Annotated in this window: 21 protein-coding genes and 3 tRNA genes; 17 read left to right on the top strand and 7 right to left on the bottom strand. The window is 66.5% G+C overall.

Going from position 1 to position 21,006, the window contains the following annotated elements:
* Positions 1-3 precede the first annotated feature (3 nt).
* Positions 4-633: a copper resistance CopC family protein gene (locus ACQCS0_RS03025; RefSeq protein ID WP_354155371.1), complete on the top strand. Its 630-nt coding sequence runs from the start codon at positions 4-6 to the stop codon at positions 631-633.
* Here the strand turns inward: ACQCS0_RS03025 and ACQCS0_RS03030 are convergent.
* Positions 630-1,247, bottom strand: a complete 618-nt coding sequence (locus ACQCS0_RS03030; RefSeq protein WP_354155438.1) for an FAD-binding protein — start codon at positions 1,245-1,247, stop codon at positions 630-632. The genes ACQCS0_RS03025 and ACQCS0_RS03030 overlap by 4 nt on opposite strands.
* Positions 1,248-1,666: 419 nt before the next feature.
* Here ACQCS0_RS03030 and ACQCS0_RS03035 point away from each other — a divergent pair, with 419 nt between their 5' ends.
* The 5 genes from ACQCS0_RS03035 (at position 1,667) to ACQCS0_RS03055 (ending at position 8,694) form a co-directional block, all read left to right on the top strand.
* A complete protein-coding gene (locus ACQCS0_RS03035; RefSeq protein ID WP_354155370.1) occupies positions 1,667-2,704 on the top strand; it encodes a universal stress protein in 1,038 nt (345 codons plus the stop codon).
* A gap of 24 nt (positions 2,705-2,728) precedes the next feature.
* Positions 2,729-5,446, top strand: a complete 2,718-nt coding sequence (locus tag ACQCS0_RS03040; RefSeq protein ID WP_426940023.1) for a PEP/pyruvate-binding domain-containing protein — start codon at positions 2,729-2,731, stop codon at positions 5,444-5,446.
* Positions 5,447-5,544: 98 nt separating this feature from the next.
* Positions 5,545-6,759: a LolA family protein gene (locus ACQCS0_RS03045; RefSeq protein ID WP_426940024.1), complete on the top strand. Its 1,215-nt coding sequence runs from the start codon at positions 5,545-5,547 to the stop codon at positions 6,757-6,759.
* Between the two features lie 71 nt (positions 6,760-6,830).
* Positions 6,831-7,775 (top strand): ATP-binding cassette domain-containing protein, encoded by a 945-nt coding sequence (locus ACQCS0_RS03050; RefSeq protein WP_354155437.1) that lies wholly within the window; start codon positions 6,831-6,833, stop codon positions 7,773-7,775.
* Between the two features lie 169 nt (positions 7,776-7,944).
* Positions 7,945-8,694 carry an ABC transporter permease gene (locus ACQCS0_RS03055; protein ID WP_426939515.1) on the top strand — a complete coding sequence of 250 codons (750 nt, stop codon included), beginning with the start codon at positions 7,945-7,947 and terminating at the stop codon, positions 8,692-8,694.
* Positions 8,695-8,719: 25 nt separating this feature from the next.
* On the opposite strand, the gene ACQCS0_RS03060 is transcribed toward ACQCS0_RS03055, so the two are convergent.
* From ACQCS0_RS03060 to ACQCS0_RS03070, 3 genes are all read right to left on the bottom strand, one after another.
* A complete protein-coding gene (locus tag ACQCS0_RS03060; RefSeq protein WP_354155367.1) occupies positions 8,720-10,153 on the bottom strand; it encodes a C40 family peptidase in 1,434 nt (477 codons plus the stop codon).
* Between the two features lie 210 nt (positions 10,154-10,363).
* Positions 10,364-11,284, bottom strand: a complete 921-nt coding sequence (locus ACQCS0_RS03065; protein WP_354155366.1) for a cation diffusion facilitator family transporter — start codon at positions 11,282-11,284, stop codon at positions 10,364-10,366.
* 10 nt (positions 11,285-11,294) lie between these two features.
* Positions 11,295-11,723: a metallopeptidase family protein gene (locus ACQCS0_RS03070; protein ID WP_354155365.1), complete on the bottom strand. Its 429-nt coding sequence runs from the start codon at positions 11,721-11,723 to the stop codon at positions 11,295-11,297.
* Positions 11,724-11,794: 71 nt separating this feature from the next.
* On the opposite strand from ACQCS0_RS03070, the gene ACQCS0_RS03075 reads away from it, so the two are divergent.
* Positions 11,795-12,361 (top strand): class I SAM-dependent methyltransferase, encoded by a 567-nt coding sequence (locus tag ACQCS0_RS03075; RefSeq protein ID WP_354155364.1) that lies wholly within the window; start codon positions 11,795-11,797, stop codon positions 12,359-12,361.
* On the opposite strand, the gene ACQCS0_RS03080 is transcribed toward ACQCS0_RS03075, so the two are convergent.
* Positions 12,276-13,217, bottom strand: coding sequence for a DMT family transporter (locus tag ACQCS0_RS03080; protein ID WP_354155363.1), 942 nt, complete (start codon positions 13,215-13,217; stop codon positions 12,276-12,278). The genes ACQCS0_RS03075 and ACQCS0_RS03080 overlap by 86 nt on opposite strands.
* 53 nt (positions 13,218-13,270) lie before the next feature.
* Entirely contained in the window at positions 13,271-14,320 is a 1,050-nt protein-coding gene (locus tag ACQCS0_RS03085; protein WP_354155362.1) for a PHP domain-containing protein, read from the bottom strand.
* Positions 14,321-14,486: 166 nt separating this feature from the next.
* Here ACQCS0_RS03085 and ACQCS0_RS03090 point away from each other — a divergent pair.
* From ACQCS0_RS03090 to ACQCS0_RS03130, 9 genes are all read left to right on the top strand, one after another.
* Positions 14,487-14,559 (top strand) — tRNA-Glu (locus ACQCS0_RS03090).
* A 90-nt stretch (positions 14,560-14,649) separates the two neighbouring features.
* Positions 14,650-14,723 (top strand) — tRNA-Asp (locus tag ACQCS0_RS03095).
* Positions 14,724-14,771: 48 nt separating this feature from the next.
* Positions 14,772-14,847: transfer RNA gene (locus ACQCS0_RS03100), tRNA-Phe, on the top strand.
* Positions 14,848-15,071: 224 nt separating this feature from the next.
* A complete protein-coding gene (locus tag ACQCS0_RS03105; RefSeq protein WP_354155361.1) occupies positions 15,072-15,548 on the top strand; it encodes an Asp23/Gls24 family envelope stress response protein in 477 nt (158 codons plus the stop codon).
* Entirely contained in the window at positions 15,545-15,736 is a 192-nt protein-coding gene (locus tag ACQCS0_RS03110) for a hypothetical protein (RefSeq protein WP_193340810.1), read from the top strand. Before ACQCS0_RS03105 ends, ACQCS0_RS03110 begins: the two co-directional genes overlap by 4 nt.
* Positions 15,733-16,113, top strand: a complete 381-nt coding sequence (locus ACQCS0_RS03115) for a hypothetical protein (protein ID WP_193340809.1) — start codon at positions 15,733-15,735, stop codon at positions 16,111-16,113. The genes ACQCS0_RS03110 and ACQCS0_RS03115 overlap by 4 nt, the downstream gene beginning before the upstream one ends.
* A gap of 74 nt (positions 16,114-16,187) precedes the next feature.
* A complete protein-coding gene (locus tag ACQCS0_RS03120) occupies positions 16,188-16,757 on the top strand; it encodes a hypothetical protein (RefSeq protein ID WP_354155435.1) in 570 nt (189 codons plus the stop codon).
* Positions 16,754-17,365: a hypothetical protein gene (locus ACQCS0_RS03125; RefSeq protein ID WP_354155360.1), complete on the top strand. Its 612-nt coding sequence runs from the start codon at positions 16,754-16,756 to the stop codon at positions 17,363-17,365. Before ACQCS0_RS03120 ends, ACQCS0_RS03125 begins: the two co-directional genes overlap by 4 nt.
* A 106-nt stretch (positions 17,366-17,471) precedes the next feature.
* On the top strand, positions 17,472-17,651 hold the full coding sequence (locus tag ACQCS0_RS03130; protein WP_354155359.1) for a hypothetical protein: 180 nt from the start codon (positions 17,472-17,474) through the stop codon (positions 17,649-17,651).
* 108 nt (positions 17,652-17,759) lie between these two features.
* On the opposite strand, the gene ACQCS0_RS03135 is transcribed toward ACQCS0_RS03130, so the two are convergent.
* A complete protein-coding gene (locus ACQCS0_RS03135) occupies positions 17,760-19,571 on the bottom strand; it encodes a glycoside hydrolase family 13 protein (protein WP_426940025.1) in 1,812 nt (603 codons plus the stop codon).
* A gap of 126 nt (positions 19,572-19,697) precedes the next feature.
* Here ACQCS0_RS03135 and ACQCS0_RS03140 point away from each other — a divergent pair, with 126 nt between their 5' ends.
* Complete coding sequence (locus ACQCS0_RS03140) at positions 19,698-20,981, top strand: ABC transporter substrate-binding protein (protein ID WP_426940026.1); 1,284 nt, start codon at positions 19,698-19,700, stop codon at positions 20,979-20,981.
* Positions 20,982-21,006 lie beyond the last annotated feature (25 nt).

Here is a 21,006-nt window from a genome sequence, read left to right on the forward strand (position 1 = left end):
CCCATGCGATCCATACGCCGCCAGTTGCTGAGTGTTGTGCTCGGGACCTTCGTTTTCGTAGCCGCGGTCCTGGGACTCGCAGCTCCGGCCTCGGCACACGATGCCGCCGAGTCCAGCAGTCCAGCGCAGGGCGCCACGGTGGCCACGGTCCCGGAGCAGGTGTCCGTCACCTTCAATAAGAACCCGCTGGGCATCGGCGCACAGTTCTCCGTCAAGGATTCGGCCGGTACCGAGTGGGCGGATGGCGATCTTGAGATCGTGGACAACACGGCCAGCCAAAAGCTCAAGGCCGGCGCTCCGGCGGGGGCATACACGGTGGCCTGGCGCGTCGTCAGCTCGGATTCGCATCCGATCGAGGGGACGTTCGGCTTCACGGCGACCGCCGCTGCGGCGGGTGCCGCGCCTTCGGGAACATCGGCGGGAGCCTCGCCGTCGGCCGCTGTTCCCACGATGGGAAGCGCGCAGCCGGGAACCCTGGCGGCTCCGGCGCCGGCTGAAAACGCGTCCCAGCCGTTCCCCTGGAGCCTGGTGATCTTTGCTGCAGTGGCCGTGGGCCTGCTGGTGGCCATCGGTATCCTAGCGAAGCGCCGCCTCACCACACGAAGCGACGACGACGAATCCGAACAGGCTTAGACGGCGGCGCTTTCCGGGTGGACGGTGGCCGAGATGGCCTGGCCCACGGTCTTGGCCTGACGCAGGACTTCCTTGGGTGAGGGCGTGATGAGTTCGCCCACGCCCACGAGGTAGATGCCGATCTGGCGCATCGCAGCCACCAGGTTGCGGCCAAAAGTGATGCCGAAGTCGCTGAGCATACGCCGCAGCTGACTGTGCGCGCACCGGGTCAGCACAATGTTGTCTGCCAGCAGGATGCCGTTGGGCGTATGGACTTCCCACTGGCCGGACGGGGACCCCGCGGCCGTTCCCGTGCTGGTTCCGCCGGGTTCGCCGCCCACCATGGTCAGCTGAACCGCCCGGGTGGTGGTGCGGACATCCATGTGGTGGCTGGCGGCGTAGTTGCGCAGGTGGCGGAGGATCTCGTTGCGTTCCCGGAGGGATTCGGAGTCTGCTGCGTCGCAGCGCTGCAGTGAAGCAGTGTTGGCCGGTTGTGCAGCGCCGAGGATGTCGAGCCCGTCCACTACGATGGCGTCCACGCCACGGCGGCGCAGTTCCGCGCCAACCGCCAGGCCTGATAGCCCCGTGCCGATGATCACCGTGGTGGTCCGTTCGGTCCCGCCATTCACAGGCATGCTTGACACTACAGGTTTCCTCCTTGAAAGGCTTTCGGATGCAGGCAGCGTCGCCCCGCATGCGTTCCGTTACCCCCAAAGTCCGGCCGCAGCACCGGCCCGGGACGCACCTTGAATTGGGCGTCGGCGGACCGGCAGTGCCTCGAAGACTACAGAACATTCAGGACCGTGGATAGCCCAAATACAAACATTCTTCTCCGCGATGAATACGCTTTCCGCTCCGTTTGCCGTGGGCTGTGGATAACCGGCCAGCCAGCGGCGCTGGGCCGCTTGCTAAGTGTCCGTGGACCGAGAATAGTGAGAAGCGGAAGCAGGGCTCTCCAGCCCGTCGGGGCACACATCGCGGCCGGTGCGGGCGGAGGGCGCCGCGTCTGGCAGAATAGCCGCAACATAAGGCAGTATCGCGAGGAGGCGGCCCCATGGGCGCACATGAGTTGCATCCGGATCCGGAAGAGGACAGGGCCGGAAATTCGGCGGCTCCGGTGGGGATTGTTGTCGGCGTAGACGGGTCCGACCACGGCCAGTGCGCCTTGGTGTGGGCAGCCCGGGAAGCCGAGCGCCGCCGTCGGCCTTTGCATATTGTCACCGCCTATTCAGTGCCGATCTTTGCGGCGTCCGGGCTGGACGGCGGGTACGCCACCGTGGATGATTCCGTGATCCGCGAGGGCGCCGAAGCGATCGTCAAGCAGGCACTGGACAAGGTTTCCGGGTACAACATCGAGGTTGACGGCTCCGTGGAGAACGGGGACGCCTCGGGTGTGCTCCTGGAAATGTCCGAGACGGCTGATCTGCTGGTCTTCGGCACCCGCGGACGTGGCGGATTTGTGGGACGACTGCTGGGCTCGGTGAGCAGCGCCCTGCCTGCACACGCCAAGTGCCCCACCGTTACGGTGCCGCTGGTGTGTTCGGACCGGCTGGGCGAAACCACAGAAGACAAACGCATCAGGGCCGAGCAGGACAAGCCAGGGCACAAGCAGGTCGAGAACGTTGTGGTGGTGGGCGTGGACGGGTCCGAACAGGCACGGGTCGCGGTGCTGGAGGCTGCCGACCAGGCTGAACGGCTCGGGGCGACCCTGCGCGTAATCTGTGCGGTGCCGCAATTCAGTGGATCCTTGGCCTGGGTCCCGGCCCCCATGGACCGCAAAGCACTCTTCGATGACATCCAGATCCAACTTGACGCCGGAATGGCCTGGCTGAAGAGCCACTACTCGAACCTTGCCGTGGAGTCGGAACTGCTGGACGGTTCTGCCGTGGACGTCCTTGTGGAGGCCAGCCGGCATGTAGAACTGGTCGTGGTGGGCACCCGGGGCCACGGCGGGTTCACCGGCATGCTGCTGGGTTCCACCTCCGGCGGCGTGTTGCACCATGCCAAGAGCCCGGTCCTGGTTGTTCCGGACCGCGACGATCCGCGGCTGGCGGACCGCGACAAGTTTGGGCCGCTTCCCGGCGCAGCCTGATCAGTTACCTTCGCAGCAGGAGGCATGAAGATGCCTGACACCAGCAGCCCACCTCCCATCCTGGGATTGGAGGCGGTCACCGCAGCAATGGTTCCCCTGGTGGGTGGCAAAGCGGCCAACCTTGGGGAGTTGCTCGCCGCTGGGCTGCCCGTGCCGGACGGCTTCTGCCTCACCACGGAGGCCTACCGTGAGGCGACTGCGGGCGGTCCGCTCGCCGAGGTCCACCCGGCGCTGAAAGCAACGCCCGACGGCGACCTCCCCGCCTTGGCCGCCCTGGCGTCCCGGGCCCGGAATAGTATCCAAAACGCCCCGGTACCCACCGAAGTGGCCGCCGCCGTCGAGGCGGCCTACGCAGCACTGGGTGACAACGTTCCGGTGGCCGTCAGGTCCTCGGCCACTGCCGAAGACCTTCCGTCGGCGAGCTTCGCCGGCCAGCAGGACACCTACCTCAATGTGGTGGGCGCCGCCGCCGTGGTGGAAGCCGTGCGTGACTGCTGGGCCTCGCTCTGGACGGACCGGGCCGTCAGCTACCGGGCAAGCCGGGGGATCGATCCGGCCGTGGTGTCGCTGGCGGTGGTGGTCCAGCGGATGGTGGATGCCACCGCCGCCGGTGTGCTTTTTACCGCCAACCCGCTGACGGGCCGCCGGAAGCAGGCCGTGATCGATGCCAGTCCGGGGCTGGGGGAGGCTGTGGTGTCAGGGGCCGTGAACCCGGACCATTTCGTTGTTGACCCGCTCACCGGGCGGGTGCTGGAACGCCGGCTTGGGGACAAACGCATCGCGGTCCGGCCGATCCCCGGGGGCGGAACCCGGACGCTGGCCATCAGCAATGGCGGAGCAGCGGCCTGCCTGACGGACAAGCAGGCCGTCGAGCTGGCGGCCATGGGCCACCGGGTGGAGGGCCACTTTGGCTCGCCGCAGGACATTGAATGGGCCATCGCCGGCGACGGCCGCCTCTGGCTGACCCAGTCGCGGCCCATCACCACGCTGTTCCCTGTCCCGCAACGGGCGGCCGGGGTGGGCACTCCCGGCGGGGAGGGCACGCGCGTTTACCTTTGCTTCAGCCTGGCGCAGGGCCTGACCCGCCCCATCACGCCCATGGGCCTGGCAGCCTTCCGGCTCATTGCCTCCTCGGTGGCCCGCGCGGCGCAGTTCGACGTGCCCGAGCCACGCCGGGGTCCGTCCCCTTACGCAGTGGCGGGCCAGCGGATTTACTTCGATCTGACCGCAGTAGCCCGCAGCACCACCGGCCGGCGGATCGTTCCGCGCGTCTTTGACGTGATGGAAGCACGCTCAGCCACGGTGCTGCGCAGGGTTTTCGAGGACCCGCGGTTTTCCGTGACCCGCAGGACGCCGCTGGGCTTGCTGCGGCACGGGGTCCCGGCGGCGGTGCATGCCGGGGTGCCGGAGACGCTGCTTCGGGCCATCTTCCGCCCCGACGCGGCCCTCCGCAGGACCAACCGGCGCGCGCGCGAGTTCGCAAACTCACTAGAACCGCCCGCCGGATTCACCCCGCTGCAGCGCCTGGACTACGCCGAACACGTGTTCGGCACGCGTATCTTCTCGGTGGTGCCGTCCATCCTGCCGCTTCCGGCTCTCGGGTTCGCTGCCCTGGCGCTCGCCGGAAAACTGCTGGGCGGCGGCCGGTGGGAAGATCTGCAGACTGTGCTCCGCGGGCTGCCGAACAACGTCACCACCGAGATGGACCTGGAGTTGTGGCGCCTCGCCCAGGTGATTAAGAACGACGGCGGTTCCCGCGCCGCCGTGACGGACCGGAAACCCGCCGAGCTGGCCGAGGAGTTCCGCGCGGGCCAACTGCCCGCCGTGCTGCAGTCCGGGCTGGCGCGGTTTTTGGGCCAGTACGGGCACCGCGCCGTGGCCGAGATCGACGTCGGTATGCCGCGCTGGTCCGATGACCCCACCCACATCCTGGGTGTCCTGGCCAACTACCTGCGGCTTGAGGACTCGGCGCTGGCCCCGGATGTCCAGTTCAGCAATGCGGCAGAAGAAGCCGAAGCCTGCGTTGAGCGTCTCGTCGCGGAGGCGCGGAGCCGCGGCTGGCTGCGCGGGACTGTGGTCCGGGCGGCGCTGCGGCGGGCGCGGCTTTTCGCCGGATTGCGCGAACTGCCCAAGTACCAGCTGGTGGTGGGCCTCGCGGAAGTGCGGAAGCAACTGGCCCTGGCCGGTGCAGCGCTGGCGGCGGCGGGGGTAGTGGACGAGGCGGATGACGTCTTCTTCCTGGACCTGGACGAAGCCAGGGCCGGCCTTAGCTCCGGAACCGCTGACTTCCGTGGCCTGGTGGCGCAGCGGCGCGCGGACTACGCCCTGGAACTCGAACGGCGTCACGTGCCGCGGGTGCTGCTTTCGGACGGCACCGAGCCGGAAGCCGTTCCATCCGCCGGCGCTGCGGCGGCATCCACGGTGCCGGGGGCACTGACCGGGAGCCCGGCGTCGGCCGGTGTTGTTACGGCGACTGCCCGTGTGATCCTCGACCCGGTGGGCGCGCGCCTGGAACCGGGAGAAATCCTGGTGGCTCCGTCCACGGACCCCGGCTGGACACCGCTGTTCCTTACCGCGGGCGGACTGGTGATGGAGATGGGCGGGCCCAATTCCCACGGTGCCGTGGTGGCCAGGGAGTATGGGATTCCCGCGGTGGTGGGCGTCCCGGACGCCACGCTCCGGCTCTCCACCGGGCAGGAAATAACGGTCGACGGCGGCGCCGGTACCGTGGTGCCTTCGTAGCCGGGCAGCGCCCGGCAAGACTTCCAGAAGAGACGTGTGCGCTGGCGGTCCCGAGGCGTAACCTGAAGTATGGGCTCCAAGGATGAAGCAGGGCTGGCATGATCCGCGCATGGCTGCGCTGGGTGCCTGCCGCAGCTGTACCTGCAGTGATAGCCGCCGGCGTGCTGGTGGGATCCATTCCGGCGCGGGCCGGCGATCCGTTGCCACAAAAGTCTCCGGCTGAGGTCCTGACCCTCCTTGGCCAGCACAACACCAGGTCATTCTCCGGAACGGTCGAGCAATCCGCCGAACTGGGACTGCCAGAACTGCCGGCCGCCGGTCCAACCTCCGGACCGGTGTCGGCCGGCGGGGCCGCGTCCGTCCTGGAGTTCCTGACCGGTGCGCACACTGCCCGGATATTCATGGACGGGCCAACAAAGATGCGGGTCCAGGTGATGGACCGGCTGGCTGAACGTGACGTCATCCGGCGGGACGGCGACGTGTGGTTCTACAACTCCAAGGACAACAGCGCTGCCCACCTGGCCTTGCCGGCGTTCGCCAGCGACCTGCCGTTGCCCGGTCCGTCCATGCCCATCCTGCCCGGCGACCTCCCCGGCCCGCCTGTACTGCCGACGCCCGAGGACCTGGCCCGCGAGTTCCTCGCCGTTGTGGACAGTTCCACCGAGGTGACGGTGGGGCCGGACATCGAAATTGCCGGCCGGACGGCCTACAGCCTGGAACTGGCGCCGCGGGCGCAGGGAACGCTGGTTGAGAAAATTGCCATCGCCGTCGACAGCGAGACGGGAATGCCGCTGCGGGTATCCGTGATGGCACGCGGCCAGGCAAAACCGGCTTTACAGGCTGGCTTCACCAGCCTGTCCCTGGCGGCCCCGGAGGACTCGGTATTTTCGTTCGTTACCCCACCGGGCGCCACGATCAAGGAGCTGCAGGTACCACCGATCCCGCTCCGGCCCGGCCTGCCACCCCTTCCGGCCGTGCCCGGTGGGATTACGCCCGGAGTGGTTCCGGACAGTGCCCCGGATAAGATTCCCGGCAGCGACGCCAGCCTGCATCACCGTCATGCACTTCGGCCCACGGTAACTGGCAAGGGCTGGGAGACCGTCATCGGGTTCCCCGCGGCACCCGACGGCCAAGGGGCTGCCATGACTGAATCCTTGCTGAAGGATCCGCTCCTGTCCCAGGCCGCCGTCGTCGTGCCCGGCGGAAGGCTCCTGTCCACGGCGCTGGTCAACGTCCTGCTGACCGACGACGGCAGGATCTTTGTGGGGATGGTCCCGGCGGAGCGGCTCCAGGCCGCAGCCGGCGCAGTGTGACCGCGGCCGGTGTGACCGCGGCCGGGGTGGCTTCCTCCCGGACCAGCCCTCAAAGGAACGGCACAACCGGGCTGACCATCGAGACCCAGGGCCTGACCAAGCGTTTCGGCCACCAGTTGGCGGTGGACAACGTGGACCTCGCTGTTCCCCACGGTGCCGTCTTCGGGTTCCTGGGCCCCAACGGTTCCGGCAAGACCACCACCATCCGGATGCTCTTGGGCCTTGCTGCCGCGTCGGCCGGCACCGTCAGCGTCCTGGGCCTGCCGATGCCGCAGCGCCTACACGAGGTTCTGCCGCGCGTCGGTGCCCTGGTGGAGGGACCGGCGTTCTATCCGTTCCTTTCCGGCACCGCCAACCTGCACCGCCTGGACGCCGCCAGCCGGCATGCGGCCCCTGCTACCCGGACCGCCCGCGTGGCTGCCGCGCTTGAGCGCGTAGGTCTCTCACACGCCGCCGGCAAGCGGGTCCACGCGTACTCCCTGGGCATGAAGCAGCGGCTGGGGATCGCCAACGCGCTGCTGTCGCCGCGGGAGTTGCTGGTGCTTGATGAGCCCACCAACGGGCTGGACCCGCAGGGAACGCGGGAAGTGAGGAGCCTGGTGCGGTCGCTGGCCGCCGACGGCGCCACCGTCTTTGTCTCCAGTCACCTCCTCGCAGAGGTGGAGCAGATCTGCACGCACGCGGCCATCATGAGTGCCGGGCGGCTGGTGGCCCAGGGGCCGCTGGCGGAGCTCCGCCAGGCGGGCGAGACCCGGATCCGCCTGTTAACGCCCGACGCCGGGGCGGCCAGCGAGGTCCTGCTGCGGTTGGGCATGTCCCCGGGAAGGGGAACGCCTGAACCGGACGGCGACGTGCTGACCGCGGTCGCGGCCGCGTCCCGGCTTGAGGCCCCGGAGGACATTGTGGCGGAGCTCGTGGCAGCCGGCGTGCGTGTCCGGGGTTTTGCGGTGGAGCGGGAGAGCCTGGAGGAGCGCTTTGTGGCGCTGACGGGGGAGGGGTTCGACATTGCCCAATAGTGCTTCTGCGGCCGGCAGTGTTCCGGCAGCCCGTGGCGTTCCCGATGCCGGCAGCGGTGCTGAGGCCAGCAGCGGTTCCGGGCTCAGTAGGGCTTCGGGCGCGCCGTCGAGCCTGCCCCTGCTGGGGTCCGAGCTGAAGACGCTTTTCCGGCGCCGCCGGACCGCGGCCATGCTGGTGGCCCTTGCCGCTATACCGGTGCTGATCGCCGCCGCTGTCCGGCTCTCGTCATCCGTTCCTGCCGGGCGGGGACCGGCGTTCCTGGACCGGATCAGCCAGAACGGGCTGTTTGTGGCGGTCACGGCGATGCTGGTTTCCGTGCCACTGTTCCTCCCCCTGACCATTGGGGTGGTGGCGGGCGATACCATTGCCGGCGAGGCCAGCCTGGGCACGCTTCGTTACCTGCTGGTGGCGCCGGCCGGGCGGGTCCGCCTGCTGCTGGTGAAGTACGCCGGAGCGCTGGCGTTCTGTATCGCCGCGCCCGTCACGGTGGCCCTTGCCGGGGCCGCGATCGGGGCTTCGCTGTTCCCTGTCGGGCCGGTAACGCTCCTGTCCGGGGATGTAGTCCAGCCGCCTGAGGCCGCGCTGCGGCTGGTTCTGATCGCCGCCTATCTTGCGGTGTCCCTGGCCGGACTTTCGGCGATTGGCCTGTTCCTGTCCACCTTGACGGTGGTCCCGGTGGGCGCGATGGCCGCCACGGTGGTGCTGTCAGTGGTCTCGCAGGTGCTGGACCAGCTGCCACAGTTGGAATGGCTGCACCCATGGCTGTTTACACACTACTGGTTCGGATTCGCGGACATCTTGCGCCAGCCGGTGCTGTGGGACTCTTTTGCCAGCAACGCGCTGCTGCAGGCGGGTTACGTGGCCGTGTTCGGGGCGCTCGCCTATGGCCGGTTTGTCACCAAGGACGTGCTGTCCTGAGCCTCGGGCCCGAGCCCTGTCCGCATCAGTAGCGGGCTGCGTAAGGGTGGAGCTGCATCCCGGCCATCCAGCTCAACTGGGTCACGCTGATGCCCTCGTCCGGATTCAGCGCCTGAACCACCTGGCCGTTGCCCAGGTAGATGGCCACGTGATAGAAGCCCGGGGCTGAGCCCCAGACCAGCAGATCGCCGCGCCGGGCCTGGGAGATCGGCACGTGAACGGGGGCTGCCGCGTACTGCTGGGCAGCGGTGCGCGGCAGGTACTTGCCCGCGGCGGCGAAGGCTGTTTGCACAAGGCCGGAGCAGTCAAAACCGTTGGGGCCGGTGCTGCCGTACTGGTAGAAATAGGGCGACCCCACCTTGGACATCGCCACTGAGATGGCCGTCTCGTTGGAGCCCCCCTGCGATGGGGCCGGTGTTGGCGCCGGCGCCGGCGCGGGAGCGGGAGCGGGCGCAGGAGCCGGGGCGGGCGCGGGAGCGGGCGCAGGAGCCGGGGCGGGCGCGGGAGCTGGAGCTGGAGCTGGCGCGGGTGCTGGGGCAGGCGCTGGAGCTGGAGCTGGCGCGGGTGCTGGAGCGGCCGGCAGGTTCCCGCCGGCGGCCGGTCCGGCGGCAGGCCGGTCTGGTGCCTGCGCCGCCGCAGCCCGATCAGCGGCGGCAGTCAGCTCGGCGAGTCTGGCCTCCTCGCGCCGCCGGTCCAAAGCGTCAATGCGCGCTGATTCGAGGGCCACTGTGGTGTTCCGCAGTTGGGCGAGCTGATCCACGAGGATTGTTCGCTGCGCTGCGGCTTCGGCGACCGCCTTGGCCTGGGTAGCGTTGGCTTGTTCGGCCTCTTCCTTGCGGGCCTCGGCCTTTTGGGCGGCGTCGTCAGCGGCCCGGTTGGCGTCGTCGGCGGCGGCCGTCAGGGACTGCGCTGCGGTCGCTGCCGATGCCGCCGATTCGAAGGCACGGCTCCGGCTGGCCGAAATGGCTTCCAGTGTCGCAGCCTGGTGCAAGGTTTCGGGGTTGCCGCTGACGAACGTGCCCAGCGTAGGGTTGAGCCCGCCGTTGCGGTATAGGTCGCCGGCGAGCTGACCCACCTGCTTCCGGGTCCTGTCCTGCTCCTGCGTCGCAGCAGTGGCCTTGGCCGTGGCTATGTCCGCCGACATCTTGCGGTCCTGCAGTTCAACCAAGGCTTCACCGTAGGCGTTATTGGCCTGCAGCGACAAGGCAAACGTGGCTTGCTGGTCGCTCTTGGCGTCCGCGAGGAGGCGTTCGATGCTGGCGACCTTATCCGCGGTTGCGCGTTCACTGGCCTTGGCTGTGGCGATGTCCTCCGGGGTGGGAAGCTCCGGCGACGCCGGGCGCTGGACAGCCGGAGACTGCGGCAGCGGCGCAGCCTGGGCGGGGAGGGCCATGGTGCCGAAAAGTACGACGGCGGTGCACAGCACGGCGGCCTTCAGGCCGGATCCGGTCAAACCCATTCGCAGAACCTCGCACGCAGTAAGGCTGGGGGAGCGAGGTCTGGTGGCGGCGCAAGGAGCCCCTCTGCTGATCTCCCAGCAGTCCGAGGCTACGTGAGCGTGTGTACTTTGGCAACACTGGTCACATCAATAACATAAACAACAAGAGTGTGATTCCGCCGCATCCCGACCGGCGTGTCGTGCCGAGCCTGTGTCGTCCGCCGCAAGGGGTCAGGCGTGCTGGCGCGATTCGTGCTCCGAGTGACTGGCGGGCTCCAGCTGGAAAGTGCAGTGCTCGGTGTCAAAGTGGGAGCCCAGGCACGTGGTCAGCTTGTCCAGGAGCTGGTCGGCGCCGCGGGCATTGAGGACGCCGTCCTCCACCACCACGTGCGCCGAAAAGACCGGCACGCCTGAGGTGATCGTCCAGATGTGGATGTCATGGACGTCCACCACGCCGTCAACGCTGAGGATGTGTTCGCGGATCATCTGCACCTCCACGCCTTTGGGGGTCGCCTCCAGCAGGACGTCCACCACATCGCGCAGCAGGCTCCAGGCCCGCGGCAGGATCATCAGGGCGATGAGCACGGAGGCGATCGTGTCGGCGGCCTGGTAGCCGGTGAACATGATGACCAGGGCAGCAACAATAACTGCGACTGAGCCCAGCAGGTCGCCCAGCACTTCAAGGTAGGCGCCCCGGACGTTCAGGCTGTCCTGGTGTGCGCCGCGCAAAATCAGCAGCGAGACCAGGTTGGCCACCGCGCCCAGGATGGCCGCGAAGAGCATGATGTCGGTGTGGACCTCGGGCGCGGAGCCAATTCGGCGGATGGCCTCGGTGAAGATGACCACCGAGATGACAATCAGGATCAGCGCGTTGGCCAGGGCGGCCAGGACCTCGGCACGCTGGTAGCCGTAGGTCCGCTGCTCGCTTGCGGGGCGTCCGGCGATCCAGGCAGCCAGCAGCGCGATGGTCACGCCGGCCGCATCGGAGAGCATGTGGCCGGCGTCCGCCAGCAGGGCCAAGGATCCGGACAGTGCCGCGCCGATCACCTGGACCACCACCACCGCAAGGGTGATGGCCAGGACGGCAATGAGGCGTTTGCGGTGCCGGCCTGTCGCCGTGATCCCGTGCGTGTGGCTGTGGTCGTGTCCCATGCCTACAAGGCTAGTCCCAGCCGAGCTCGTGCAGCCGCCGGTCATCGATGCCGAAGTGGTGGGCGATCTCGTGGACCACCGTCACAGCCACTTCCTGGATCACCTCGTCGCGGGACCCGCAGATGTCCAGGATGGGCTGGCGGAAAATGGTGATCCGGTCCGGCAGCGAACCGGCATCCCACCATGAATCCCGCTCCGTCAAGGGAACCCCCTCGTAGAGGCCCAGCAGAACGGTGTCCGGATCCTCGCCAGGGCCGGGCACGTAGTCGTCCTCGACAAACACGGCCACGTTGTCCATGGCGGCCGCCAGTTTGGCGGGGATCAGGCCCAGGGCATCCGTGACGGCGGCCTCGAAATCGTCAGCGGACATCTCAAACGGACCGGACTCTTGCGGACCGTCCGGGATGATGGGCAGGCCGGGCGGCAGTTGGGCGGGCATAAGCAGACTCTAGCCCGCAGCCCGGTCGGCGCGCATACTGAACCGTCCTTGACCGCATTGGGAGGAGCTTGATGTCTGTCCGCCATCGCGTTTTTGCCGCCACTTACGACACGTTGTCGGCCTCTGTGGAGCGCCGCGAGCTCGCTCCTCGCCGTGCTCGGCTGCTTTCCGACGCCGATGCGGAGCACCTGCCGCTGCCGGACGGCGCACCGGACGCCGTCGTGTTCACCCTGGTGCTGTGCTCGGTGCCGGATCAGCGGCTTGCCCTGTTGGAGGCGCGAAGGGTGCTCAAACCCGGCGGGACCCTCGCGGTGCTCGAGCATGTCCGCGGACAGGGCCGGGCCGCCCGCTGGCAGGACAGGCTGGACGGCTTGTGGGGCCGTTGCGTGGCGCCCGGGTGCCAACCTCAACCGGAACGCGGTGGCATCCATCGGCGAAGCAGGGTCCGAGTTCACGGAAGTCAGCAGGTTGGAGGACCCGGCGGTTGCCCAGGCCACGCCCCTCATCGCGGGCATGGCAAAGCCGAGCCCGACGTTTCGCTGAACGGAGCTCCTACCGGGACCTGCGGCGAGTCAGGCCCACACCCACAAGGCAGACCAGCCCGCCCACCAAACCCAGCACCGCGGGCACTTCGCTGAGGACCAGCCACGAGATCAGGATGGTGGTGCCCGGCACAAGATAAGTGGTGGCCGCCAGTTTTCCGGCATCAATCAGGGACAGCGCAAAGGCCCAGGTGGTGAAGGCGATGGCGGTGGGGAAGATGCCCAAATAGACCAGGCCCAGTGTCGCCGGCAGCGGTGCCGACTGCAGCTCGGACACCAGCTGGCCACTGAAGGGAAGGCAGCAGACCGCCCCCACCATGATGCCGAACCAGGTGGCCTGGCCCGCCGGGAACTTCCGCAGCACCGGCTTCTGGATGATGACACTGACGGCGGCGAGCACGGCGGCGAGGAGGCAAAGCAGCACGCCCGCCACATCCGCCGTCGAACGTTCCCCGGAACCTGAGCCAAGCGCTATCAGTGCAACCCCGCCGAACGCCACCAGGCTCCCGAAAATCAGCCAGCGCGGGAAGCCCTCCTTCAGGAAGACGCCGGCCATGATCGCAACCAGGATGGGATTGACGTTGATCAGCAAGGCGGCGGTCCCGGCGTCCAGCAGGTGTTCTGCCGCGTTCAGGGCCAGGTTGTAGCCGCCGAACCACATCACCCCGTAGCCCAGGATGGGCCACCATTCGCGGCCCCGCGGCAGCAGCTTGCTTTTGGCCAGCTGCGGCAGCACCAGCGCGCCGAGCACGACGGCGGCAACCGCCAGCCTGCCCAGGGTCAGGGAACCGGGGGAGAAAGTGGGGCCGATGGCCCGGATCCCCACGAAGGCCGAGGCCCAGAGCACCACGGTGACCACCACGGCAGCGACGCCGAGCGCGTTCGGACGGCCAGGTGACGGGCGAAGCGTGGTTGCTACTGCTGCTGCGCTGGGAGGGGTGCTTGAAGCCATGCTGCCAATCTAGCCCTGCCGCGGCGCCGGCAGCTGGCGGGAATCGGACACGTCTAGTCGATCTTCTGCCAATCCCGGGCCGACCACTCCAACAGCCGCTCCAGAGGCCAGGTGGTAACGATGCGGTCGGCGGGCACATTGTTGCGCGCGGCACGGGCCGCCCCGTGCTGGAGGAAGTCGAGCTGGCCCGGAGCGTGGGCGTCGCTGTCGATCGAGAACAGGCAGCCGGCGTCAAGGGCCAGCCGGATCAGGTCATCCGGCGGGTCCTGCCGCTCGGGGCGCGAGTTTATCTCGACCGCCACATTGTTTTCGGCGCACGCCGCAAATACCTTCAGGGCGTCGAAGTCCGATTGCGGGCGCGTGCCACGGGATCCCTCCACCAGGCGTCCGGTGCAGTGGCCCAGCACATTGGTCCGGGGGTTCTGGATTCCGTGGAGCATCCGCCGGGTCATGGTGGCGCCGTCCGCCCGAAGCTTCGAATGGACGCTGGCCACCACAATGTCCAGCCGGTCCAGCATCTCCGGTGACTGGTCCAGTTCGCCGGATTCTAGGATGTCCACCTCGATGCCGGTCAGGAGCCGGAATCCGTCTTTTTCGCCGTCAGCTGCGGAGGCGGCGTTGATCGCGGCCACAACGTCGAGCTGTTCGGTCAGGCGCTCGGCGCTGAGCCCGTTGGCGATGGTCAGGTTGGGGGAGTGGTCTGTCAGCGCCAGGTACTCGCGGCCCAGAAGGCGGGCAGCGTCTGCCATCAGATGGATGGGAGAGCCGCCGTCGGACCAGTCGCTGTGGCTGTGGAGGTCGCCTCGGAGCGCTTCGTGAAGCTCGGCCCCACCGTCCGCCAGAGGCACCAGGCTGCGCTGGCGTAGATCCTCAAGATACTCTGGCACCTCGCCGTCCACGGCCTGCCGGACCACTTGGTAGGTCCTGTCGCCGATGCCCTTCATGCTCTTGAGCCTGCCGTCCCGGGCCCGGGCAGCCACCTCCGAAGGGTCGAGCCCGGCGATGATCCCCGCCGCCTTCCGGAAGGCCTGGACCTTGAACGTGGCAGCGCGTTCCCGTTCCAGCCAGAAAGCAATTTCATTGAGCGCGGCGACGGCATCCATCTGTCCATCTTCGCCTGTTCCGGCCGCTTCGGTCAGGTGTCGCGGGCCGATTTTGAGTTATTCCCGCCGAGGCCCTATAGTTTTAGAGTCCAGTTCGGAGCAACTGCAAACGAGAAGACTGAGAGCCTTGGCTCGAAGCCTTTTATTTTGTGCCGAACGGGTTCTGGCCCCCATCGTCTAGCGGCCTAGGACACCGCCCTTTCACGGCGGCGGCACGGGTTCGAATCCCGTTGGGGGTACGCAAGGAACTGGTCTGGCAGGCTGAAAACGTCTGGTAAGCTGGAAGCCTTGAAAAAAGCGGTAGCGATGCCGCGCAGCAAGAAAATCAAGGCCCTGTAGCGCAGTTGGTTAGCGCGCCGCCCTGTCACGGCGGAGGTCGCGGGTTCAAGTCCCGTCAGGGTCGCTCTGATTGCTGGAAGAAATTCCGGCAGTCAAGGTGACATGTCACCTAGGCTCTGTAGCTCAGTTGGTAGAGCGTTCGACTGAAAATCGAAAGGTCACCGGATCGACGCCGGTCGGAGCCACCACTGGGAAGCATCAGTTCTTCGGAACTGGTGCTTTTCTTCTTTAATCGGTCACCCGCCTGCGCAACGGATCCTCCCGCCCCGTCCAGCGCTCTCAGGAGCAATCAGTAGACAGAACTCAGGAGGGGCGGGGCCGGCTCTTGTGCGAGGAGGCTGACTCTCGGCAGCTTCCCACGCCGGAACTCGCGTTAAGGATAGGGTTGGGAGCAATAGAAGGGGAGTGCCTGATGGAATACCAGAACCCACAACCCGATGCGGGTGTCGAGCGCCAGCTGATTACCAGCCACCGCGCCGCCAGCCAGGCGCCCGTACCAGGGCATGGCCGCACCGTGATCGCGGAGACCGCCGTGGCAAAAGTTGCCGGCATCGCTGCCCGCGCCGTGCCGGGAGTCTACTCGCTGGGGTCCGCCCCGTCCCGTGCGCTGGGAGCCATCCGGGATGCCGTCGGCAGTTCGGACCATGCGGCCGGTGTCCGCGCCGAGGTCGGTGAGACGCAGGTGGCGGTAGACATCAGTTTGGTAGCCTCCTACGGTACGCCACTGCATTCCCTGGCCGATCAGGTCAGATCGGCCGTGTACCGCGCGGTCGAGGAACTCGTTGGCTTGCAGGTCATCGAAGTGAATGTCGAAATAACCGATGTCTACGTGGCACCGCCAGTGAAGGCCGGAGCGTCTGCCGGCGCCGAAAGGGAGGCGCTGCTGTGAACCTGACCGTTGTGGGCATCGCCATCGGCGCCTTCGTGGCGTTTATGTCCTTCCAGTTCGGGCTGTGGGGCTTCCTGGTCTCCCTCCTCTTTATGGCCATCGGCGCCCTCCTGGGCCGCGCAGCGGAAGGAAAACTGGACCTGCGCGGAGTCCTGGACGCCATCATCGGCCGGCGCTCCTCGTCATGACGTCAGCGTCGCCTTCCTTCCCGGTCCACGTCCTGAACGGACACAACCGCATCAGCACGCAGGCCCTGACCAGCCTTGCCAGGACAGCAGCCGCGGAAGCCCTCGGCGTGGATCCCCACGATGTCCGGGCGGACTGGGCGGACGACGACGGCCTGTTGGCTCTGTCGCTCGTGTCACCTATCAGGATCCCGCCGCTGGCCACCGTGCTCAGGGACGCAGGCCGGGTCGCCGCGTTCGGCGGATCAATTTGGGACCGGACGGTCGATGCCAAAGCCAGGATCCTCTCGACGGTCACGGCCCTCAGCGGCGCCCGACTGAGCAGGGTGGATATCCGAATCAGCGGCGTTAAGCCGATCGAGGGAGGCAGGGTCCAGTGAGCGGCGGAACAGTGGACGGGGACCTGGCGGATTCGAGGCCAACAAGCCGCGCCCGGGCCCAACGTCAACCTGACATGCGCCGCGTCGTCTACCGGGAAACCCATTCCACCCGGGCAGCGGTGTCAACCGTGGCGGCCGTCCTAGTGATGGGGCTGGCCGGCTACGGTCTTCTCGAAGCGGCCGTGCACGCCATAGGGCAGCCGGCCTGGCTGATCGAACCACAACTGGCGGCGGAGCGCATCGTTGCCCTGCCGGCTGGTACCCCGCCGTTGCTGCTCGGTGCCAGCGGCGCCGTGGTAGCGATGGTGGGACTATTTTTCCTGCTCAACGCCATCCTGCCGGGAAGACGCGCCCGGCACGTGCTGAACAGCGCTGCCAGTTCGTCCGCCGTGGTGGTGGATGACGAGGTCATCGCCTCCGCCTTGGCGCGCAGCGCACGGCTCGCCGCCAATGTCACCCCGGAACAGGTCATGGTGGTGGTGTCCCGGCGGCAGGTCATCGTGAATTTGCGCCCCACCTCAGGGGTTCCCGTGGCTGAGGCGGCAGTGCTGGCCGCGGTCCAGGACGAACTCAGCGGGATGTCACTGGTCCCATTGCCTGAGGTCCGCGTCAACATTTCCACCATAGGAGTGATCGGAGCATGACGGCCACACCCTCGCTCCTCAACCGGATCCTGCTGGGCATTCTCGGGCTCAAGCTGCTCGCCGTGGGCATCCTGCTCGTCCTGCTTGCCGCGGTTCCACCAGTGGGAACCTGGTGGCATGCCTGGTCCGGATCGGCCTGGCGGAGTGTCAACCAGGCCTTCGACAACACCCGCTTTCCGGGACGTCCGGAAAGCTGGCTCTGGATTGTGATGGCGCTTACCCTGGTGGTTCTGATCGGCCTGATGGTTGCCTGGATCGCGCAGCAGGGCAAGGGCCGCAGCAACCTGTTGGTGGCCGAGTACGACCCCGGGACCGTGGCCGGAGACGTGCGGATCAGCGGGGGAGTAGCTGAACAGGCGTTGAAGCACGCTTTGGCTGAACGGCCCGATCTGGCGGGTGCCACGGTGGCAACCTACGATGTCCAAGGCAGCCCTGCCTTGAAAATCCGGCTCCAGCCGCGCCAGGGCGTGGCGCCGCACCTCCTGGCGGACGAGGTCTATGCCTTGGTAGATGCTTTGGACCAAGTGGTTGGCAAGCGGACGCCGGTCCTGATCCACATCGGCGCCGGGGCCAGGACACGGTTCAGCCGGGCCGAACGCGTCCGTTAGAGTCAGACGGCGGGACACCTGATCGTGCCGATGCCGGCGGATATCGGCTGGCAAATGCCCACCACCACTGTCCGGATGGAATGACCGGGGAATCTACGAGAACACCATGAGCGAAGAAGTAACTGGCGGCGCAGTGGCAAACGAAGGCGTCGAAGGCGCTGCAGAAAACGTGAAGGAGGTCGCGGGCGATGCCGCAGAAAACGTCAAGGAACTGGCCAGCGATCTGACTGAGAACGTGAAGGGCTTCGGAGCCAAGATCGCAGGGCTGTTCAAGGGCGGCAAGTAAGCCTTCACCTTTTCAGCCTGGCTCCAAGGACGCCGCGCCCCTGGGGGTCGGCGTCCTTGGTTTTTAGGCTGTGCCCCGATCTCGTGGCCCCCGAGCGGCCAAGGAAAATCACTTCTTGGTCAGGTAGACCGTGCAGTTTGGCGGTATTTCAGCCCCGGTGCCACTAGTCACCGGATCACTCGTCAGAGCCACCGCGTACCCGGCAGGGACAGGTATAACGGCTTCCCCCATATTGCTCAGGACCAGGACGTCGCCGTTCTTGAAGGCCAGCACACCCCGGGGCGGGTGATGGATGTCGGCCCACTGGAAGGTCCCGGACCCGAGACTGTGGGTGGAACGGAACGACAGCGCCGAGCGGTATAGCTCGAGTGTGGAGCCGGCGATGCCGTCCTGCCGGTCGGCCGCGAGGTCCCTGAAGGACTCGGGCTGAGGCAGCCATGGCGCGGCCGGCCCTCGGACGCTGTCACCAGTAAACGCGTCCGCGAAACCGTAGCCGGGTGCCGCTGCCCGCCAGGGCAGCGGCACCCGGCAGCCGTCGCGGCCGATTTCAGCACCTTTGGTGCGGAAGAACGTAGGATCCTGGCGGGCTTCGTCCGGGAGTGTCGTGTGCTCCGGAAGGCCCAATTCCTCGCCCTGGTAGATGTAGGCAGATCCGGGCAACGCGAACGAGACCAGGGTGGCGGCACGGGCGCGTTCCAGACCCAAGGCAGCGTCTGGCTGCTCATCTTCTGCGGCGATGCCTTTGGGGAAGGTCGTGGGGTCCTTCAGACCGAACCGCGTGCTGTGCCGTACGGTGTCGTGATTGCTCAGCACCCATGTGGACGGCGCTTCCACGGACGCATCCGCTTTGAGGGAATCTGCGATGGCTTCAGCCATTCGCTCGGCGTCCCAGCCCGCCAGGAGAAAGTCGAAGTTAAAGGCCTGCTGCATTTCGTCCTTGCGGACGTACCGGGCCAGGCGTTCAGCAGGTTCAACCCAGGCTTCCGCAACCATCATGCGGTCGCCATGGTACTCAGCCAGCACTTTGTGCCAGTCGCGGTAGATCTCATGCACGCCGTCCTGGTCAAAGAACGGCGACGGCGGGTATTGCGGCGACACGGCACGGTGCGGTTCCTGCGCATCGGTATGTGCGCCTGGTGCGTCGCCCGGCGTCGTACGCAGCGTGTCCCGGGCTTCCGCGGTTCCTTCGACCATGGCCGCCACGCCCTCCCAGTCCGGAAGCCCGGCTTCCTTGACTAGGCCGTGGGCAACGTCCACACGGAAGCCGTCAACTCCCCGGTCGAGCCAGAAGCGCAGGACCGATCGCATTTCTTCCCGCACCTCGGCGTTGTCCCAGTTCAGATCCGGCTGTTTGGTATCGAACAAATGGAGGTACCACTCGCCCGGGGTGCCGTCCTGTTCGGTGACCCTGCTCCAGGCCGGGCCACCGAAGATCGACCTCCAGTTGTTCGGTGCCAGGTTTCCGTCGCCGGAACCGGCGACCGCATCCTTTCCGGGCCTGAACATGTACCTGTCCCGCACCCTGGATCCTGGTGCGCCCGTCAAAGCTTCGCGGAACCAGACGTGCTCATCTGACGTGTGGTTCGGGACGAGGTCAACAATGACCTTCAGCCCCAGGCTGTGAGCATTCTGTAATAATTCGTCGAAGTCCGGCAATGCCCCGAAAAGAGGGTCAACGACGCGGTAGTCAGCCACGTCGTAGCCCGCGTCCGCCTGCGGGGATTTGTAGAACGGTGAAAGCCACACAGCATCCACTCCCAGGCTCCGCAAATACGGCAGGCGGGCCGTAATTCCGGGGAGGTCACCCATGCCGTCGCCATTGGCGTCAGCGAAGGAACGCGGATAAATCTGATAGACGACGGCGCTGGCCCACCATGAGTTGAGTGCGGAACCGGGGGTGGGAACGAGTGGATGTTGCATTTGGTTCCGCTCCTGTAACTTTTTGATGTAAACGCTTGCATTGCCCACGACAACCTTACTAGTGTGATGGTCACCACATCAACCGCACAGTCGACGTACTTGTCACTCAGCGAGGAGCTTCAAGCTATGAAAACCCGTAAATACCTACTCCCGGCAGCAGCTGCCGGCATCTTGGCCCTGACGCTCTCCGCCTGTTCCGGCGGCGGCGCAGGCAGCGGCACGGCCTCAAGCGGCGGAGATGCCGCGGCCAATCTCGACGGACGGGGTCCCATTACCTACATCCAGGGCAAAGACAACAGCAACGTCGCCCGCCCGCTCGTCGATAAGTGGAACGCGGCGCACCCGGACCAGATAGTCACCTTCAAGGAGCAGTCGGACCAGGCGGACCAGCAGCACGACGATCTGGTCCAGAACCTCCAGGCAAAAAACGTCAACTACGACGTCTTTGACGTGGACGTTATCTGGACCGCTGAGTTTGCAGCGAAGGGTTGGCTGCAGCCGCTCCAGGACAAGATGAGCATTGATACGTCCAAGATGCTGCCTGCCACGGTCAAGACGGCAACGTACAACGACACACTCTTCGCGGCACCAAAGACTTCAGACGGCGGAATCCTCTATTACCGCAAGGACCTGGTACCCACCCCGCCTAAGACTTTTGACGAGATGATGAGCATGTGCTCCATCGCGAAGCAGAACAACATCGACTGCTACGCGGGACAGTTCTTCAAGTATGAAGGCCTCACGGTCAACGCGGCTGAGGCAATCAACTCGGCCGGCGGCACGATCGTTGGAGACGATGGCAAATCGACGGTGACCTCTGCGGCGGCCAAGGCCGGCCTCAGCAACCTCGTTAGTGCCTACAAGGATGGAAATATCCCCACGCAGGCCATCACCTACCAGGAAGAACAGAGCCGTCAGTCCTTCGAAGACGGCAAGCTTCTCTTCCTGCGGAACTGGCCTTATGTATACAACCTCGCTAAGACCGATGGCTCCTCCAAGGTGAAGGACACCTTCGGCATGGCACCCCTCCCGGGCAAGAGCGGCCCCGGAGCGTCTTCCCTTGGTGGCCATAACATGGCCGTCAGCGTCTACTCGCAGCACAAGGCCACGGCCAAGGACTTCCTGACCTTCATGACCAGTGAAGAAACTGAAAAGTTCTACGCCACGCAGGGCTCGCTGGCCCCGGTGCTCGGTTCCCTGTACGACGACCCGACACTGGTAGCCAAACTGCCTTATCTGCCGGTGCTGAAGACGTCGATCTCCAACGCAGTTCCGCGTCCGGTCACGCCGTTCTACCCGGCAGTCACCAAGGCCATCCAGGATAACGCCTACGCTGCCATCAAGGGTGAGAAGACCGTCGATCAGGCAATGACGGATATGGACACGGCCATCAACTCGGCCAGCCAGTAGCGAAACCTCCAGTGAATCTCGGGCG

Origin of the sequence: Pseudarthrobacter sp. S6 (assembly GCF_050156575.1) — a bacterium.
Taxonomy (GTDB): domain Bacteria; phylum Actinomycetota; class Actinomycetes; order Actinomycetales; family Micrococcaceae; genus Arthrobacter.

Excerpts from the sequence above, each read along its gene's own strand:
- ACQCS0_RS03025 (WP_354155371.1), top strand. The coding sequence starts at position 4 with ATGCGATCCATACGCCGCCAGTTGCTGAGTGTTGTGCTCGGGACCTTC.
- ACQCS0_RS03030 (WP_354155438.1), bottom strand. The coding sequence starts at position 1,247 with ATGCCTGTGAATGGCGGGACCGAACGGACCACCACGGTGATCATCGGC.
- ACQCS0_RS03035 (WP_354155370.1), top strand. The coding sequence starts at position 1,667 with ATGGGCGCACATGAGTTGCATCCGGATCCGGAAGAGGACAGGGCCGGA.
- ACQCS0_RS03040 (WP_426940023.1), top strand. The coding sequence starts at position 2,729 with ATGAAGATGCCTGACACCAGCAGCCCACCTCCCATCCTGGGATTGGAG.
- ACQCS0_RS03045 (WP_426940024.1), top strand. The coding sequence starts at position 5,545 with ATGATCCGCGCATGGCTGCGCTGGGTGCCTGCCGCAGCTGTACCTGCA.
- ACQCS0_RS03055 (WP_426939515.1), top strand. The coding sequence starts at position 7,945 with ATGCTGGTGGCCCTTGCCGCTATACCGGTGCTGATCGCCGCCGCTGTC.
- ACQCS0_RS03060 (WP_354155367.1), bottom strand. The coding sequence starts at position 10,153 with ATGGGTTTGACCGGATCCGGCCTGAAGGCCGCCGTGCTGTGCACCGCC.
- ACQCS0_RS03065 (WP_354155366.1), bottom strand. The coding sequence starts at position 11,284 with ATGGGACACGACCACAGCCACACGCACGGGATCACGGCGACAGGCCGG.
- ACQCS0_RS03070 (WP_354155365.1), bottom strand. The coding sequence starts at position 11,723 with ATGCCCGCCCAACTGCCGCCCGGCCTGCCCATCATCCCGGACGGTCCG.
- ACQCS0_RS03075 (WP_354155364.1), top strand. The coding sequence starts at position 11,795 with ATGTCTGTCCGCCATCGCGTTTTTGCCGCCACTTACGACACGTTGTCG.
- ACQCS0_RS03080 (WP_354155363.1), bottom strand. The coding sequence starts at position 13,217 with ATGGCTTCAAGCACCCCTCCCAGCGCAGCAGCAGTAGCAACCACGCTT.
- ACQCS0_RS03085 (WP_354155362.1), bottom strand. The coding sequence starts at position 14,320 with ATGGATGCCGTCGCCGCGCTCAATGAAATTGCTTTCTGGCTGGAACGG.
- ACQCS0_RS03105 (WP_354155361.1), top strand. The coding sequence starts at position 15,072 with ATGGAATACCAGAACCCACAACCCGATGCGGGTGTCGAGCGCCAGCTG.
- ACQCS0_RS03115 (WP_193340809.1), top strand. The coding sequence starts at position 15,733 with ATGACGTCAGCGTCGCCTTCCTTCCCGGTCCACGTCCTGAACGGACAC.
- ACQCS0_RS03120 (WP_354155435.1), top strand. The coding sequence starts at position 16,188 with ATGCGCCGCGTCGTCTACCGGGAAACCCATTCCACCCGGGCAGCGGTG.
- ACQCS0_RS03125 (WP_354155360.1), top strand. The coding sequence starts at position 16,754 with ATGACGGCCACACCCTCGCTCCTCAACCGGATCCTGCTGGGCATTCTC.
- ACQCS0_RS03130 (WP_354155359.1), top strand. The coding sequence starts at position 17,472 with ATGAGCGAAGAAGTAACTGGCGGCGCAGTGGCAAACGAAGGCGTCGAA.
- ACQCS0_RS03135 (WP_426940025.1), bottom strand. The coding sequence starts at position 19,571 with ATGCAACATCCACTCGTTCCCACCCCCGGTTCCGCACTCAACTCATGG.
- ACQCS0_RS03140 (WP_426940026.1), top strand. The coding sequence starts at position 19,698 with ATGAAAACCCGTAAATACCTACTCCCGGCAGCAGCTGCCGGCATCTTG.